Source organism: Bacillus sp. 7894-2, assembly GCF_002272225.1.
GTDB lineage: Bacteria > Bacillota > Bacilli > Bacillales > Cytobacillaceae > Cytobacillus.
This window is the reverse complement of record NZ_NPDG01000117.1, coordinates 1-14,921: the sequence shown is the minus strand read 5'-3', so window position 1 is coordinate 14,921 and position 14,921 is coordinate 1. Positions and strand designations below refer to the sequence as shown.

Genomic DNA, 14,921 nt, shown 5'->3' with positions numbered 1-14,921 from the left:
AGCTAGACAGTTCTCGAAGTGCAAAGATATAATTCCATGTTTAAAAAATACAGCCCCTATTTGGGGGCTGTACTATAGAAAGGAGCTGACAATATGTTCTGGGAATACGTAATGGATATGACATTTGTGCTGACAGCCATAATTGGAAGCATTGTAGCACTTCTGTTTGTGTATATCCGGAAGACTAAGAAAGGACGTGCGCGATAGCTTTATCGGCAATATCTCTGCGGTAGAAGACACCTTCGCAGTGAAGGTTTTCCATTTCAGAGTATACTTTTTGCTGCGCTTCTTTCAGTGTAGACGCTCTGGCGCCTGCCAGCAGCACGCGGCCTCCATTTGTCACATACTCACCTGAGCTGTTTCGTTCAGTGCCGGCATGGAAGACAAAAACATCTTCAAGCGAATGCAGTCCATGCAGAACAGCTCCTTTTTCGTATGCTTCAGGGTAGCCCTTTGAAGCAGTAACCACTCCGACGATCGCTTCCTCACTCCACTCGATTTCAGGCTGCTCCCCATTCAGGACTGCCAGCATTACTTCCGCCAGATCCGAATTCATCCGCGGTAAAATCACCTGTGTTTCAGGATCTCCAAAGCGGGCATTAAATTCGATTACCTTCGGGCCTGCTACTGTTTTAATCAGGCCTGCATATAGGATTCCGGTGAAACTACGGCCTTCCTGAACCATTGCTTTTGCTGCCGGCTTCAAAACTTGTTCAACAGCCTCTGCAACTGTTTCATTACCAATATGCGGTACGGGTGAATAAGCACCCATTCCGCCTGTATTCGGTCCCTGATCTCCATCAAAAGCACGCTTGTGATCCTGGGCAATTTCAAGAGGAACTACCGTTTCTCCGTTCACAAAGGCCATTAAAGAGAACTCTTCCCCTTCAAGGAATTCTTCAATTACCACTGTTGAAGAAGCGTGGCCAAACTTTTCATTTAATAATAGCTCCTCAATCCCTGATAATGCTTCCTGCATAGTCATGGCCACTATTACACCTTTTCCGGCTGCAAGGCCATCTGCTTTCAGAACAATGGGAGCGCCCTTTGCTTCAATATAGGCCCTCGCTTCTTCATAGTTGCTGAATACTCCATATTCGGCAGTAGGGATGGCATATTTCTTCATAAGCTCTTTGGCAAAAGACTTGCTGCCTTCAATTTCAGCTGCAGCTTTTTTTGGTCCAAATACCTTTAACCCGGCTTCTTCAAATCGGTCTGCCAGCCCCTCAAGCAGCGGCACTTCGGGCCCAATTACAGTCAAGTCAATTTCATTTTCCTGAGCAAATTGCACAAGCTTTTCCTGGTCATTTTCCTGGATGGCAGCCAGCACTGCTGAATCTTCCATTCCCGGATTTCCCGGAGCCGCAAAAACCTGTTCAACTGAAGGGCTTTGATTCATCTTCCAGCAAATTGCATGTTCACGGCCGCCTCTACCAATGACTAATACCTTCATTACGCCCACCTCCGTAAAATGTCAGCTTCCGTTTTTCGTATTGTTTAGCTACAGCGCCTAGGAGCTCGAGGTCATAAGCCAATCTGTCAAAAAGGTAAAGAGCCACCTTTCCAACAGCTCGTCTTATGCTTGAGGCTCCCAGGATGGGAGTCATGCAGACGTTGCCACAGGACGTGGCGCTCTTAGTCTGCGTTCCTCCTATCGAGGCGCTTCCGCTTTTCGTTTAATGTTTAAAGTGCCTTACGCCGGTAAAGACCATGGCAATTCCGTACTCGTCGGCCTTTTTGATGGAGTCTTCATCACGGATGGAGCCCCCCGGCTGGATGATGGCTGTGATGCCTGCTTTGGCTGCGACTTCAACGGTATCGTTCATTGGGAAAAAGGCATCCGATGCCATTACGGCTCCGTTTGCTTTTTCTCCTGCCTGTTCAAGCGCAATTTTGGCAGAGCCAACGCGGTTCATCTGCCCGGCACCAACTCCAAGTGTCATGTTTGCATCATTGACGACTATCGCATTGGATTTCACATGCTTGACGACTTTCCAGCCTAGCTTAAGTGCTTTCCACTCTTCTTCTGTCGGCTCCCTCTTTGTTGCTACTTTTACTTCGGCATCTTCAAGAGTGAATAGATCATATTCCTGCGTCAGCAAGCCGCCTTCAATAGCGGACAATCTCATCTCCGCTTTCTTTTTGCCTTCAAAAGGAATGGTCAGCAGGCGCAGATTCTTTTTCCCTTTTAAAATTTCAAGCGCTTCCTCTGAGAAGGATGGCGCAATAATGATCTCAAGGAAGATCTCATAAAGCTTATTAGCTGTATCTGCATCTACTTCCCTGTTTAAGGCAATGATTCCGCCGAAAATTGAAACAGGGTCAGCTGCGAAAGCTTTTGAAAAAGCATCAAATACATTTTCTCCGGTCCCCACACCGCAAGGATTCATATGCTTAACAGCAACGGCTGCAGGCTCTGAGAATTCTTTTACAATTTGGAGAGCTGCATCTGCATCGTTGATATTGTTGTAGGATAATTCCTTGCCGTGAAGCTGTTCAGCGTTCGCAATCGAAAATTCAGAACCAAGCGGCTTACGGTAAAATGCAGCACTTTGATGCGGATTCTCCCCGTATCTCAATGTTTGCTTCAATTCATAAGTAACCGTTAATTTTTCAGGCGTTTCTTCATTTGCCAAATCTGTCATATATTCAGCGATCATCGCATCATAGGCAGCTGTGTGGCGGAATACCTTCGCAGCAAGCCTGCGGCGGGTTTCCTTTTGAACCTCTCCGGTTTCTTTCAGCTGTGAAAGAACTGTTTCATAATCGACAGGATCCACCACAACCGTTACATATTCATGGTTCTTGGCGGAAGCACGCAGCATGGACGGGCCGCCGATATCAATATTCTCTATCGCATCCTCTACTGTCACATCCGGTTTAGCTATGGTTTGCTGGAACGGATACAAATTCACGCACACAACCTGGATAGGCTGGATCCCATGCTCCTCAAGCTGCTGCTTGTGGGCTGGTTCGCCATGCTTAGCCAGCAGTCCGCCATGTATCATTGGATTTAATGTTTTCACACGTCCTTCCAGGATTTCCGGAAAGCCTGTCACATCGCTTACGCCGATAACAGGAACCCCACTCTCTTCCAGCGCTTTTTTGGTACCACCTGTTGAAATAATTTCGAAACCCAGTTCGCTTAGCTGCCGGGCAAATTCTGTGATGCCATTTTTGTCGGAAACACTGATTAATGCACGTTTCTTCATGTTCGCTCCCCCTGACTCTGTTGAATGATATACTTTAACACTCTACCATTTTAGCATAGAAAAGATTTTGCAAAACCTGCGGATAAAGTTTGTGCTCGACTTCATGTATCTTCTTTTGAAGGCTTTCCAGCGTTTCACCAGCATTTATATCAACTGGCGCTTGAGCAATAATCGGCCCAGTATCCATACCTTCATCGACAAAATGAACCGTCACACCGCTTACCTTCACATTGGCAGATAACGCCTGGCCAATTGCATCCTTACCTGGAAAAGCGGGAAGAAGAGAAGGATGGATATTAATAATCCTGCCTTCAAACTCTTTCAAAAGCGTCGGGCCAATCAGTCTCATATAGCCTGCGAGAATAATATACTCGGCGCCGCTCTCCTGCAGCCTTTGCAAAATCGCTCTTTCATACTCTGCTTTGCCGGCATAGTCTTTAGCTGAAAAAACAAACTGCGGAACTTGTTCGTTTTGTGCACGTTCAATGCTGTATGCACCTGGCCGATCACAGACAAACAAGACAATCTCAGCCTGCAACTCACCTTTTTTTACAGCATCAGCAATGGCCTGAAAGTTCGTTCCGCTTCCGGAAGCAAACACTGCTATTTTTTTCATGACTTCCTCCAAGTTACAGAATTTCGATTCCTTCCTGACCTGTTACAGTTCCCATTAGATAGGCATTTTCGCCCATTTCATTAAAGTAGGCGATCAGGTCATCAGCCACTTCTTTATCTGCTGCAATCACCATGCCTGTTCCCATATTAAAAATATTGTACATTTCCTTGCGTTCCAGTCCGCCGAGCTTCTCCATCACCGTGAACACAGGCGGCACTTCCCAATTGCTTTCAGTAAGCTGGGCGCCAAGACCTTCAGGCAGCATGCGCGGGATATTTTCAATAAATCCGCCGCCTGTAATATGTGCCATACCCTTCAGCTTGAACTGCTTCATAGCTGACAGTAGCGGCTTTACGTAAATTTTTGTCGGGCGAAGCAGCTCTTCCCCTAAAGTGCAGCCTAATTCTTCTACATGCTCTGTTAAGGACATATTCGCTTTTTCAAAAAACAGCTTTCTGACAAGTGAGTAGCCATTGCTGTGAATCCCGCTGGAGGCAAGACCGATCAGCACATCTCCTGCCTTGATGTCCGCACCATTAATCAGGTTCGATTTTTCACAGGCACCGACAGCAAATCCGGCAAGGTCATATTCTTCCACACTGTACATGCCAGGCATTTCGGCTGTTTCACCGCCTACAAGTGCACATCCAGCCTGTTCGCAGCCATCCGCGATGCCTTTCACAATCGCTTCAATCCGTTCAGGCGCTGCTTTTCCGCAGGCGATATAATCTAAGAAATAAAGAGGCTCTGCTCCCTGTACGACAATATCATTTACGCACATGGCGACAGCATCAACCCCAATGGTGTCATGCTTATCCATCATAAAAGCGAGCATCAGCTTCGTGCCGACACCATCTGTACCCGAAACTAAAACCGGTTCCTTCAGGTTCAGTTCTGAAAGATCGAACATGCCGCCAAATCCGCCTAAACCGCCAAGTACACCAGGACGCATCGTCTTCTGTACGTGTTTTTTCATGCGGGAAACTGCTTCATAGCCAGCTTCAATATCAACTCCGGCCTGTTTATATGCATTTGCCATTCCTTTTCACCTCATGGTTGGAAAAATAAAGGCCGATTTTGTATTTTATCGGCCAACATTGTGCTTTTACCGGTCAAAATTGATGATTCACCGGCCGAAAAGAACAAAATACCGGCTGATTTTTATATTTACACCTTTTCATATGGGTGCAATGTGCTCGGATAAATCTCCGTCGGGTACTGCCCTGTAAAGCATGCCAGGCATTGTCCGTCTTTTCGTCCAATTGCTTTGACCATCCCTTCTGTACTTAAGAAGGTAAGGGTATCTGCACCAATGATTTCTCTAATTTCTTCAACGGAATGATTGCCGGCAATCAATTCTTCCTTTGTTGATGTATCAATTCCATAGAAGCATGGATTCTTTATCGGAGGTGAACTGATCAGCACATGCACCTCAGTCGCACCAGCTTCCTTCAGCATGGTAACGATCCGTCTGCTTGTTGTCCCGCGAACGATCGAGTCGTCCACCATGATGACTCTCTTGCCTTCTACCACTCCGCGTACCGGAGACAGCTTCATTTTCACACCCTGCTCACGCAGCGACTGGGATGGCTGGATAAATGTGCGTCCCACATAGCGGTTTTTAATCAGGCCCATCTCGTATGGAATGCCCGACGCTTCAGCATAGCCAATCGCAACCGATATGCTGGAATCCGGCACTCCCGTAACAACATCACCTTCAATTGGCACTTCAAGAGCCAGCTGCTTTCCAAGGTTTTTCCGGGCTGTATGCACATTGATTCCGTTGATATTGCTGTCCGGACGGGAGAAATATACATATTCCATCGTGCACATGGCAATATTAGAGGCCATGGCAAACATCTCAGACCGGAATCCATTGTCGTCAATAATCAGCAGTTCTCCCGGAAGAATATCGCGGATATACTCTGCACCGACCACATCAAAAGCACAGGTTTCAGATGCAACCGCATAAGCATCACCAATTTTGCCAAGTGAGAGCGGCCTCATGCCGTTCGGGTCCAATGCAACCATCAGCTCTGTTTCGGTCATGATCAGAAAAGCATAAGCTCCTTTAATCATGGATAAAGCATTTTTGACACGGTCCTTAAGTGAAGAGAAGCCTGCACGCTTAATCAAGTGCGCCAGCACCTCTGTATCCGAGCTCGTTTGAAAAATGCTGCCCTGCCCTTCAAGCTGATGCTTCAAGGCAGTCGCATTCACCAGGTTTCCGTTATGGCAAAGAGCAAGACTGCCGCTTTGTGAGTTGAACAAGAGAGGCTGGACATTTTCATATCCGCCCCCGCCGGCAGTCGCATAGCGAACATGCCCAATCGCTGCTTTTCCTTCCAGCTCCTTCATGGCATCTGCTGTGAAAATTTCCGTTACAAGGCCTTCACCTTTCATGCCTTTCAGCTTTTTGCCATCGGTAACAACCATTCCTGTTCCTTCCTGGCCTCGGTGCTGCAGGCTGTGAAGCCCGTAATACGTGATCTGGGAGGCATCCTGATGCCCCCAGATTCCAAAAACACCGCACTCTTCATTCAGTCCTCTTATTTCAGCAAGCATGGAATGGCTCCTTTCCAGGCCTGCTTCAGAACGTCAACCTGTTCGGCAAGCAATAGGCCCTCTTCATTGGAGAGATATAGTACAGGTGCTTCTGTTACTTCACCAATTAGTGTCGCATCTACTAAATTTTCAAAAGCTTCCTGATCTTCTTTTTTTACAGATAGCAAGAAACGGGATTGTGATTCACTGAATAAAGCTGAAGTCGCATTTCCTGTTACCTTGATATCCGCTCCCAGACCTTTTGAACCGATCAGGCTTTCCGCAGCAGCTACAGCCAGCCCGCCTTCTGCCACATCATGGGCAGATGCTACAAGTCCCGAACGAATGGCTTTTAAAATTTGCTCCTGTGCCTTTTCCTCTTTTTCGAGATCAAGTGCAGGCGCTTTTCCGAAGATCTTTCCGTATGTCATCTTCTGCAGCTCACTGCCGCCGAATTCATCCTTTGTTTCGCCTACCAGATAAATTAAGTCCCCAGCAGCTTTAAAAGATTGTGTTGTCACATGGTCAATGTCTTCTACAAGCCCGACCATTCCAATGACAGGCGTTGGGTAGATAGCTGTTCCATTTGTTTCGTTATACAAAGAGACGTTTCCGCCGATTACTGGTGTATTCAATGTGCGGCATGCATCGCTGATTCCATCTGCCGCTTTTTCGATTTGCCAGAAGATCTCAGGCTTCTCCGGGTTTCCGAAGTTCAGATTATCTGTGATTGCCAATGGCTGGCCGCCGGAGCAAATGATATTTCGTGCCGCTTCGGCCACAGCAATTTTTCCGCCTGTTTCAGGATCAAGATACATATAACGTGAATTACAGTCTGTCGTCATGGCCAACCCTTTGCGGGTGCCGCGGATGCGGATGACTGCGGCATCTGATCCAGGTGCTACTACTGTATTGGTGCGAACCATATAGTCGTATTGGTCATAAACCCATTCCTTGCTGGCGATTGTCGGCTGCTGGAGAAGCTTTACCAATGTTTCTTTATAATCTTCAACCGCAGGAATTTCATTTTCCATCGCCTGGAATTCACGGAAATACTCAGGCTCGCTTGATGGCTTATGATAAACTGGTGCATCCTCTGCAAGTGCATCTACTGGAAGCTCTGCCACTACTTCCCCCTGATGAGTAAGGCGGAGCATTTTATCATCCGTTACCTTGCCGACAGAAACGGCTTCCAGGCCATATTTTGAAAATAAATCCACAATCTCCTGTTCGCGTCCTTTTTTCACGACAATCAGCATTCTCTCCTGAGACTCGGAAAGCATCATTTCATATGCTGTCATACCTGTTTCCCTTTGAGGAATAAGGTCAAGATTCATTTCAATCCCTGATCCCGCTTTGCTGGCCATTTCAGCAGAAGAGCTTGTCAAACCTGCAGCTCCCATATCCTGAATGCCGACTAGTGCGTCAGACTGTACCAGTTCAAGACATGCCTCCAGCAGAAGCTTTTCCATGAATGGATCGCCAACCTGTACCGCCGGGCGTTTTGATTCTGATTGGTCTGTTAATTCTTCAGATGCAAAAGTAGCACCATGGATACCATCACGGCCCGTTTTCGCGCCAACATACATAACGGTGTTGCCTACTCCATGGGCCTGGCCTTTTTTAATGTCTTTATGGTCGATTAAGCCGACACACATCGCGTTAACAAGCGGATTTCCTTCATAGGAAGAATCAAACTGCACTTCTCCCCCAACTGTAGGAATGCCAATGCAGTTTCCGTAGCCCGCAATGCCTGCGACTACTTCTTTAAAAAGGTACCGTACACGAGGAGAATCCAATTCTCCAAAGCGTAAAGAGTTGAGGAGTGCGACCGGTCTTGCGCCCATTGAAAATACATCGCGGATAATCCCGCCGACACCTGTTGCTGCCCCCTGGTAAGGCTCGATTGCAGAAGGGTGATTGTGGCTTTCGATTTTAAACACAACTGCTTGCCCATCGCCGATATCAACAATTCCAGCTCCTTCCCCTGGTCCCTGAAGTACTTTCTCTCCTGTTGTCGGGAACTTGCTTAAAACGGGCTTTGAGTTTTTATAGCTGCAATGCTCTGACCACATAACCGAAAACAAACCGATTTCTGTGTAATTTGGCAAACGCCCGATAATCTTTTCAATCAACGCAAATTCGTCATCAGACAAACCCATTTCTTTGTATACCTTCTGTGCCTTTAACTGTTCCGGACTTGGTTCAAGCATTAACGACATATGCTTCCCTCCATTGTTTTACGATTGATTGAAAAAGTTTCAGGCCATCTGCTCCCCCTAAAAGCTCATCAACGGCTCTTTCAGGGTGCGGCATCATGCCGAGTACATTTCCCTTTTCATTGACAATGCCAGCGATGTTTTCCAGGCTGCCATTTGGGTTTGTTTCGTTATAAGTAAAGACAATCTGATTATTTGCCTTTAAAGCCTCTAAAGTTGCTTCGTCACAATAATAGTTACCTTCGCCATGGGCGATTGGGATATTGATTACCTCGCCTTTTTCGTATGAAGATGAAAAAATAGTTTTATTGTTTTCAACCTTCAATTCGACCGTGCGGCAGATGAATTTCAGGCTGTCGTTTCTTCTCATTGCTCCCGGCAGAAGACCTGCTTCAAGCAGAATTTGAAAACCGTTGCAGACACCGAGAACCGGCTTGCCTTCCTCAGCCGCTTTCACTACTTCTTTCATGACATTGCTGAAGCGGGCAACAGCACCCGAACGAAGATAATCTCCGTAAGAAAAACCTCCTGGAAGAAGAATTCCGTCATATTCGTCTAAGCTTTCCGCGTCATGCCAGACATATTCGGCTTCCGCTCCAAGCTCATCCTTTACTGCATGGTACATATCGATGTCACAATTGGACCCTGGAAATACGATCACAGCGAACTTCACTGAGCAACAGCCTCCTCGATTTCAAAGCGGTAATCTTCAATCACAACGTTAGCCAATAAGCGCTCACACATTTCCTTCACAGCTTCTTCTACAGGACGGTCGCTTTTTTCCACTGTCAGCTCCATATATTTTCCTATGCGCACATCAGAAACTTCGCTGTAGTTCATGGAATGCAGAGAGTTTTTTACAACTGTTCCTTGAGGATCTAGAACACTTTCTCTTAATGTGACGAAAACTTTTACTTTGTACATACTGTTTGGCCTCCCAGTCTCGCTAAAATATTTTCATATGCATCCGTTAAATTTCCAAGGTCCCTGCGGAAAACGTCTTTATCCAATTTTTCATTTGTTTCAATATCCCAAAGCCTGCAGGTATCTGGAGAAATCTCATCAGCCAGCAAAATTTGGCCTGATTCATCTTTACCAAACTCCAGCTTGAAATCTACTAGTTTAATGCCCAGGTCTTTGAAAAAATCTTTTAATACGGCATTAACCTGTAGTGCTTTTTCCTGTAAAAGGGCAACTTCCTGCTTATCAGCCAATTGAAGAACTTCAATATGATCTTCTGTCAGCAGCGGATCACCAAGCTCATCATCTTTGTAGTAGAACTCAACAATTGGTCTTGATAATTCTTTCCCTTCTTCAACTCCCAATCTCTTAGAAAAGCTCCCCGCCGCAACATTGCGGACCACTGTTTCGAGCGGAATGATATCCACTTTTTTCACAAGCTGTTCTGTCTCCGAAAGCTTTTTAATAAAATGTGAACCAATCCCCAGCTCCTGAAGCTTTGAAAATAGCAAACTGGTAATCTCATTATTCAGCCGGCCCTTGCCGCAGATGCTCGCTTTTTTCTCCCCATTAAAGGCTGTTGCAGAATCTTTATATTCAATCCAGACAATATTTTCATCGTTTGTCCTATATACCTTTTTGGCTTTGCCTTCGTATAACAATGCTCCTTTTTCCATTGCGGAGAGCCTCCCTTATTTAGATAGCGGACTTTATTAATAAGAAGATTGGGAATTTTCCCGATAATAAAGAGGTAAAGACTGCTCTTTACCTCTTTATTTTTTTATAAACCCAGACGGTCAAAAATGGTATCCACATGCTTGATGTGGTAGTTATAGTCAAAGCAGTCATCTATTTCTGCTTCGGATAGCTTTGATGTAATGGTCTCGTCCTGCTCGATCAGGCTGCGGAACTGTACCTGCTTTTCCCATGCCTCCATGGCTCGCGGCTGAACAGTGTCATATGCCTCTTCACGAGTCATGCCCTTGTCAATCAAGGCTAGAAGAACACGCTGAGAGTAAATCAGCCCCAGTGTACGGTCCATATTGCGTTTCATGTTTTCAGGGAAAACGGTTAAGTTCTTAACAATATTCCCAAAACGATTCAGCATATAGTTCAGCGCAATCGTTGCATCAGGCAGGATGATTCTTTCAGCTGATGAGTGAGAAATATCGCGCTCATGCCATAATGCTACATTTTCATACGCAGTCATCATATAGCCGCGGATCACTCTTGCCATACCTGTCATATTTTCTGAACCAATTGGATTGCGTTTATGCGGCATGGCTGATGATCCCTTTTGGCCTTTCGCGAAAAACTCTTCCACTTCACGCGTTTCGCTTTTTTGCAGACCGCGGATCTCCGTCGCAAATTTTTCAATTGAAGTGGCTACAAGCGCAAGCGCACCCATATAATGTGCATGACGGTCACGCTGAAGTGTTTGTGTAGAAATTGGCGCTGGCTGGATGCCCAGCTTTTCACACACATATTTTTCAACGAACGGATCGATGTTTGCATATGTTCCAACGGCACCAGAGATTTTACCGAACTCTACACCAGCCGCTGCTTCTTTAAAGCGGTCAAGATTACGCTTCATTTCTTCATACCATAATGCAAGCTTTAAACCGAAAGTAGTCGGTTCAGCATGCACTCCGTGCGTACGGCCCATCATCACTGTATGTTTGTGTTCCTGTGCTTTGTTTTTCAGGATTTCCACAAAGCGTTCAATATCTTTTAGAAGAATGTCATTCGCCTGCTTGATTAAGTAAGAAAGCGCCGTGTCAACGACATCTGTTGACGTAAGCCCGTAGTGAACCCATTTGCGCTCCTCGCCAAGGGATTCAGATACCGCGCGAGTAAAAGCAACAACATCATGTCGTGTTTCCTCTTCGATTTCTTTAATGCGGTCAATATTAAAAGAAGCATTCTCACGGATTTTCTGAACATCTTCTTTCGGAATATCTCCTAATTCTGCCCAAGCTTCACAGGCAAGAATTTCCACCTCAAGCCAAGCCTGAAAGCGGTTCTCTTCTGTCCAGATAGCTCCCATTTCCGGTCTCGTATAACGTTCAATCATGTTTTATCCTCCGATCTTTTCCTTCACAGGGGTCCAAATGCCGCTTTTTTCTGCTTCTTCAATTGCCTCTTCGGCTGAGTTCCGCAAAAGCGTGACATGGCCCATCTTGCGTTTATATTTGGCATCCTTTTTTCCGTACAAGTGTATCTTCCAGTCATCCAAGTCAGGTATTTTCTTAATTAAAGGCTCCTGGTGCTCTCCTAGTATGTTTACCATAACAGCCGGTTTTAATAGCTCCGTGCTGCCAAGCGGCCAATTGCATACCGCGCGGATGTGCTGTTCAAACTGGGAGGTCTCGCAGGCTTCAATCGAATAATGGCCTGAGTTATGCGGACGGGGCGCAAGCTCATTAATGTAAATCTGTCCGTCCTTTGTCAGAAACATTTCGACTGCCAGTGTACCGACAAGGTTTAAAGCTTCTGCCAGCCGGTTTGCTGCCTTTACTGCCCGTTCCTCAGCATCAGCTGTGATCATGGCCGGCACAATGGTCTGGTGCAGAATGTTTTCTTTATGGACATTTTCCCCGACTGGGAATACCGCTTTTTCACCCAAAATATTCCGGCAGATAATAACCGATATTTCCTTTTCGAAAGCGATCCATTTTTCAAGGACACACTCGCCATTCTCAAGGAGCTGTGCAGCTTTTTTAATATCCTGCCCGCTCTTTATCACAACTTGCCCTTTTCCGTCATATCCGCCTCTGGAAGTCTTTAATACGGCTGGATAGCCAAGCTTTTCTATATTATCATAAATGTCTTTTTCAGTCGTAATGACCGCATATGGCGCTACCTCGCAGCCAGCTTTTTGAATGGCTGCTTTTTCCTTTGTCCGGTCCTGGGTAATCTCCAGCACCTCGCTCCCCTGTGGGACGTATGCATTTGCACATAGCCACTCAAGAGCTTCCGCACTGATATTTTCAAATTCATATGTCACAACGTCACTTACGTCAGCTAACTCTTTTATAGAGTCTAAATTACCATATTCGCCAATGATTTCAATATCGGCAACCTGTCCGCAAGGAGAATCTTCTGCCGGATCCAAAACGGCAATCCTGAAGCCATTTGCCTTAGCTGCCAGGGCCATCATTCTCCCAAGCTGTCCCCCGCCAATAATTCCAATTGTTTGTCCTGGTAAAATGGTTTTATTAGACAAGTTCATCACTGCTTTCCAGTACTTCCTGTTTTGTTTTATCTCTTTTTGATTGAAGACGTTCTGCAATGGCTGTATCAAAAGCGCCGAGTATTTGTGCTGCCAGCAAGCCGGCGTTAGTAGCTCCGGCTTTTCCAATCGCAACCGTTGCAACCGGGACACCGCCAGGCATCTGAACAATGGACAGCAATGAATCCAGTCCGTTTAGAGCTTTTGATTGCACTGGTACTCCAATGACAGGAAGTGTCGTTTTCGCTGCTACCATTCCAGGCAAGTGTGCCGCTCCGCCTGCACCCGCAATAATTACCTTGACTCCTTTGTCTCTTGCCTGCTCAGCATATTCAAACATAAGATCTGGAGTCCGATGGGCTGAAACAACCTTTTTTTCATAGGGGATTTCAAGCTCTTCCAGAATTCCGCAAGCGTGCTTCATTGTCTCCCAATCTGATTTGCTTCCCATAATGACTGCTGCTTGTGCGCTCATTCTTTCTCCTCCAAATCGTCCAATATAAAAAACCCGCACAGACCCTTCTCTTAATACGAGAGAAAGTAATCTGTCCGGGCTAAAAAGAACCGTAAGGAAGACACCTGCAAACGGCAGGAACCATTCCTTCTACATGCCGGGCATATCAGCTTTCCCTCATAGTCCAGCAATTTACGGTTGCCGGGTAGAAACTTATGGGCCCTATTCCCATTATTATACGAGGGGTTTATTCACGTTTTATTAACTACCACCATATTAACAACATACCTGATACTCTGTCAATTGAAAAATCGAACAATACTAAAAGTCAGACAATTATTGTTCGTGTTTTAACCTTCTACTCGTTTTGCCTCAAAAACAATCTGCCGGCCAGCCGGCTCATAATCGACCTTGCCGCCTGTCTTAACTTCTTTAAAAATAGGCTTCTCAGTCCTTCTAACAGGTATATATCCTGCCTTTTTAATTCTTTCCAGGCACTGGTCAATCGTTTCATTTTCCTGAACTTCGAATGACATTTTGTTCTTGCCTTTGCTCATTGAGATAACTTTCCTCTCTTAACAGATTTCACCCAGAAGCCGCCATGAATCGTTTTTGGCTCATAAGCGATGATGAAGGCCTTAGGATCCAGTTCTTTAATCGTCTGATAAAGCTTTAATTCATATTTTCTTGGTGTCAGGATCTGCAGTGCCATCCGATCGCCTTCAAGTCCATTGGCAGCCCAGTTTGTGACGCCATACCCTTTATCTCTTAAAGCTTTTGGCAGGTCTCTGTCATATTCCTTTGTAATTACATTTACGGTAATATAGCCAAGAGCCAGCTTCTCTTCAATTTTCATGCCGACAATAACGCCGATTCCATAACCGACTGCATAAGCAATCAGATTTTGTATTTCATTCAGGTTATCCAGAACCAGCCCCAGTCCAATGACATAGATAACAACTTCGATGGTGCTTATAAAAGCTGCCAGGTAACGCTGTCCCTTAAGCGTCAGAATCATCCTGATGGTAAAAAATGATACATATACGATATTAATGATCAGAATAATAGCGACCATAATAAAACTGTTTTCCAGCAATGCAAGTCCTCCTTCATAGGGAATTAAGAGGCAAATGAGTGTCCTCTCCCCATTAAGTCACTATTGTACAAAAGAAATTGGCTTTTGATAACCTTTTTTCAAAAATTGATTCTTTGTGTATAGGTTATCCTTTTTTGAGTGGGATGAAACTGTTTATCTTTTAATGGGTTTTGTATGGAGGAATGAGGCTCGGACATTTTATCTGGCAGGTTTGGGAATTTATCTAGCATGTTTGGGGTTTTATCTAACAAGTTCGAAAGTTTATCTAACAAGTTTTCATTTTTATCTAGCATGTTTTGGAACTTATCTTACATTTGGCAAAAATCATCTACATAAAGAACAGTTTTAACTTTTAAAACAGACGGCAGAATAAGGAGTGGCGCATATAATTTGATTCTGGTCGCATATAGCGTAGAAGTGAAGCATATATCTGCCAAAGTAATGCATATCCAGAAAAAGTGACACATATCTGCCAAAAAGGAAGAGTTCAACTGTTTCAGCTCCTATATTTACACACAAAAAAGAGCACCCATCAGGTGCTCTTTCATGTGCCCGGCAGCGTCCTACTCTCACAGAGGGACAGCCCCC

Annotated in this window: 15 protein-coding genes and 1 riboswitch; of the genes, 1 reads left to right on the top strand and 14 read right to left on the bottom strand. The window is 45.4% G+C overall.

From position 1 onward, the window contains the following. Positions 1-93: 93 nt before the first annotated feature. Complete coding sequence (locus CHI10_RS22905) at positions 94-207, top strand: EYxxD motif small membrane protein (protein WP_323805933.1); 114 nt, start codon at positions 94-96, stop codon at positions 205-207. Here CHI10_RS22905 and purD read toward each other — a convergent pair. The 14 genes from purD to CHI10_RS17090 all read right to left on the bottom strand — a co-directional run bounded on the left by purD (position 185) and on the right by CHI10_RS17090 (position 14,312). Next, positions 185-1,453: a phosphoribosylamine--glycine ligase gene (purD, locus tag CHI10_RS17155; RefSeq protein WP_095245431.1), complete on the bottom strand. Its 1,269-nt coding sequence runs from the start codon at positions 1,451-1,453 to the stop codon at positions 185-187. The two genes, CHI10_RS22905 and purD, sit on opposite strands and share 23 nt — an antisense overlap. A gap of 223 nt (positions 1,454-1,676) precedes the next feature. Further along, positions 1,677-3,212: a bifunctional phosphoribosylaminoimidazolecarboxamide formyltransferase/IMP cyclohydrolase gene (gene purH / locus CHI10_RS17150; RefSeq protein ID WP_095245430.1), complete on the bottom strand. Its 1,536-nt coding sequence runs from the start codon at positions 3,210-3,212 to the stop codon at positions 1,677-1,679. Positions 3,213-3,246: 34 nt separating this feature from the next. Then, positions 3,247-3,828 carry a phosphoribosylglycinamide formyltransferase gene (purN, locus tag CHI10_RS17145; RefSeq protein ID WP_095245429.1) on the bottom strand — a complete coding sequence of 194 codons (582 nt, stop codon included), beginning with the start codon at positions 3,826-3,828 and terminating at the stop codon, positions 3,247-3,249. Positions 3,829-3,841: 13 nt separating this feature from the next. Beyond that, positions 3,842-4,867 (bottom strand): phosphoribosylformylglycinamidine cyclo-ligase, encoded by a 1,026-nt coding sequence (gene purM, locus CHI10_RS17140; RefSeq protein ID WP_095245428.1) that lies wholly within the window; start codon positions 4,865-4,867, stop codon positions 3,842-3,844. A 128-nt stretch (positions 4,868-4,995) separates the two neighbouring features. After that, complete coding sequence (gene purF, locus CHI10_RS17135) at positions 4,996-6,393, bottom strand: amidophosphoribosyltransferase (protein WP_095245427.1); 1,398 nt, start codon at positions 6,391-6,393, stop codon at positions 4,996-4,998. Further along, positions 6,378-8,594, bottom strand: a complete 2,217-nt coding sequence (gene purL / locus CHI10_RS17130; RefSeq protein ID WP_095245426.1) for a phosphoribosylformylglycinamidine synthase subunit PurL — start codon at positions 8,592-8,594, stop codon at positions 6,378-6,380. The genes purF and purL overlap by 16 nt, the downstream gene beginning before the upstream one ends. Beyond that, complete coding sequence (purQ, locus tag CHI10_RS17125; RefSeq protein ID WP_095245425.1) at positions 8,578-9,264, bottom strand: phosphoribosylformylglycinamidine synthase subunit PurQ; 687 nt, start codon at positions 9,262-9,264, stop codon at positions 8,578-8,580. The genes purL and purQ overlap by 17 nt, the downstream gene beginning before the upstream one ends. Next, on the bottom strand, positions 9,261-9,515 hold the full coding sequence (purS, locus tag CHI10_RS17120; protein ID WP_009336741.1) for a phosphoribosylformylglycinamidine synthase subunit PurS: 255 nt from the start codon (positions 9,513-9,515) through the stop codon (positions 9,261-9,263). The genes purQ and purS overlap by 4 nt, the downstream gene beginning before the upstream one ends. After that, the gene (purC, locus tag CHI10_RS17115; RefSeq protein WP_095245424.1) at positions 9,503-10,228 is read right to left on the bottom strand and encodes a phosphoribosylaminoimidazolesuccinocarboxamide synthase; all 726 of its coding nucleotides are present in this window, start codon (positions 10,226-10,228) and stop codon (positions 9,503-9,505) included. The genes purS and purC overlap by 13 nt, the downstream gene beginning before the upstream one ends. Positions 10,229-10,332: 104 nt before the next feature. Then, positions 10,333-11,625: an adenylosuccinate lyase gene (gene purB / locus CHI10_RS17110; protein WP_048010482.1), complete on the bottom strand. Its 1,293-nt coding sequence runs from the start codon at positions 11,623-11,625 to the stop codon at positions 10,333-10,335. Between the two features lie 3 nt (positions 11,626-11,628). Then, positions 11,629-12,777 (bottom strand): 5-(carboxyamino)imidazole ribonucleotide synthase, encoded by a 1,149-nt coding sequence (gene purK, locus CHI10_RS17105; protein WP_095245423.1) that lies wholly within the window; start codon positions 12,775-12,777, stop codon positions 11,629-11,631. Beyond that, a complete protein-coding gene (gene purE, locus CHI10_RS17100) occupies positions 12,770-13,258 on the bottom strand; it encodes a 5-(carboxyamino)imidazole ribonucleotide mutase (RefSeq protein ID WP_095245422.1) in 489 nt (162 codons plus the stop codon). The genes purK and purE overlap by 8 nt, the downstream gene beginning before the upstream one ends. 139 nt (positions 13,259-13,397) lie before the next feature. Continuing rightward, a riboswitch (purine riboswitch) is annotated at positions 13,398-13,499 on the bottom strand. Positions 13,500-13,587: 88 nt separating this feature from the next. Next, entirely contained in the window at positions 13,588-13,794 is a 207-nt protein-coding gene (locus tag CHI10_RS17095) for an NETI motif-containing protein (RefSeq protein WP_095245421.1), read from the bottom strand. Then, the gene (locus CHI10_RS17090) at positions 13,791-14,312 is read right to left on the bottom strand and encodes a DUF2179 domain-containing protein (RefSeq protein WP_163145176.1); all 522 of its coding nucleotides are present in this window, start codon (positions 14,310-14,312) and stop codon (positions 13,791-13,793) included. Before CHI10_RS17090 ends, CHI10_RS17095 begins: the two co-directional genes overlap by 4 nt. Positions 14,313-14,921 lie beyond the last annotated feature (609 nt).

Excerpts from the sequence above, each read along its gene's own strand:
- CHI10_RS22905 (WP_323805933.1), top strand. The coding sequence starts at position 94 with ATGTTCTGGGAATACGTAATGGATATGACATTTGTGCTGACAGCCATA.
- purD (WP_095245431.1), bottom strand. The coding sequence starts at position 1,453 with ATGAAGGTATTAGTCATTGGTAGAGGCGGCCGTGAACATGCAATTTGC.
- purH (WP_095245430.1), bottom strand. The coding sequence starts at position 3,212 with ATGAAGAAACGTGCATTAATCAGTGTTTCCGACAAAAATGGCATCACA.
- purN (WP_095245429.1), bottom strand. The coding sequence starts at position 3,828 with ATGAAAAAAATAGCAGTGTTTGCTTCCGGAAGCGGAACGAACTTTCAG.
- purM (WP_095245428.1), bottom strand. The coding sequence starts at position 4,867 with ATGGCAAATGCATATAAACAGGCCGGAGTTGATATTGAAGCTGGCTAT.
- purF (WP_095245427.1), bottom strand. The coding sequence starts at position 6,393 with ATGCTTGCTGAAATAAGAGGACTGAATGAAGAGTGCGGTGTTTTTGGA.
- purL (WP_095245426.1), bottom strand. The coding sequence starts at position 8,594 with ATGTCGTTAATGCTTGAACCAAGTCCGGAACAGTTAAAGGCACAGAAG.
- purS (WP_009336741.1), bottom strand. The coding sequence starts at position 9,515 with ATGTACAAAGTAAAAGTTTTCGTCACATTAAGAGAAAGTGTTCTAGAT.
- purC (WP_095245424.1), bottom strand. The coding sequence starts at position 10,228 with ATGGAAAAAGGAGCATTGTTATACGAAGGCAAAGCCAAAAAGGTATAT.
- purB (WP_048010482.1), bottom strand. The coding sequence starts at position 11,625 with ATGATTGAACGTTATACGAGACCGGAAATGGGAGCTATCTGGACAGAA.
- purE (WP_095245422.1), bottom strand. The coding sequence starts at position 13,258 with ATGAGCGCACAAGCAGCAGTCATTATGGGAAGCAAATCAGATTGGGAG.
- CHI10_RS17095 (WP_095245421.1), bottom strand. The coding sequence starts at position 13,794 with ATGAGCAAAGGCAAGAACAAAATGTCATTCGAAGTTCAGGAAAATGAA.
- CHI10_RS17090 (WP_163145176.1), bottom strand. The coding sequence starts at position 14,312 with ATGGTCGCTATTATTCTGATCATTAATATCGTATATGTATCATTTTTT.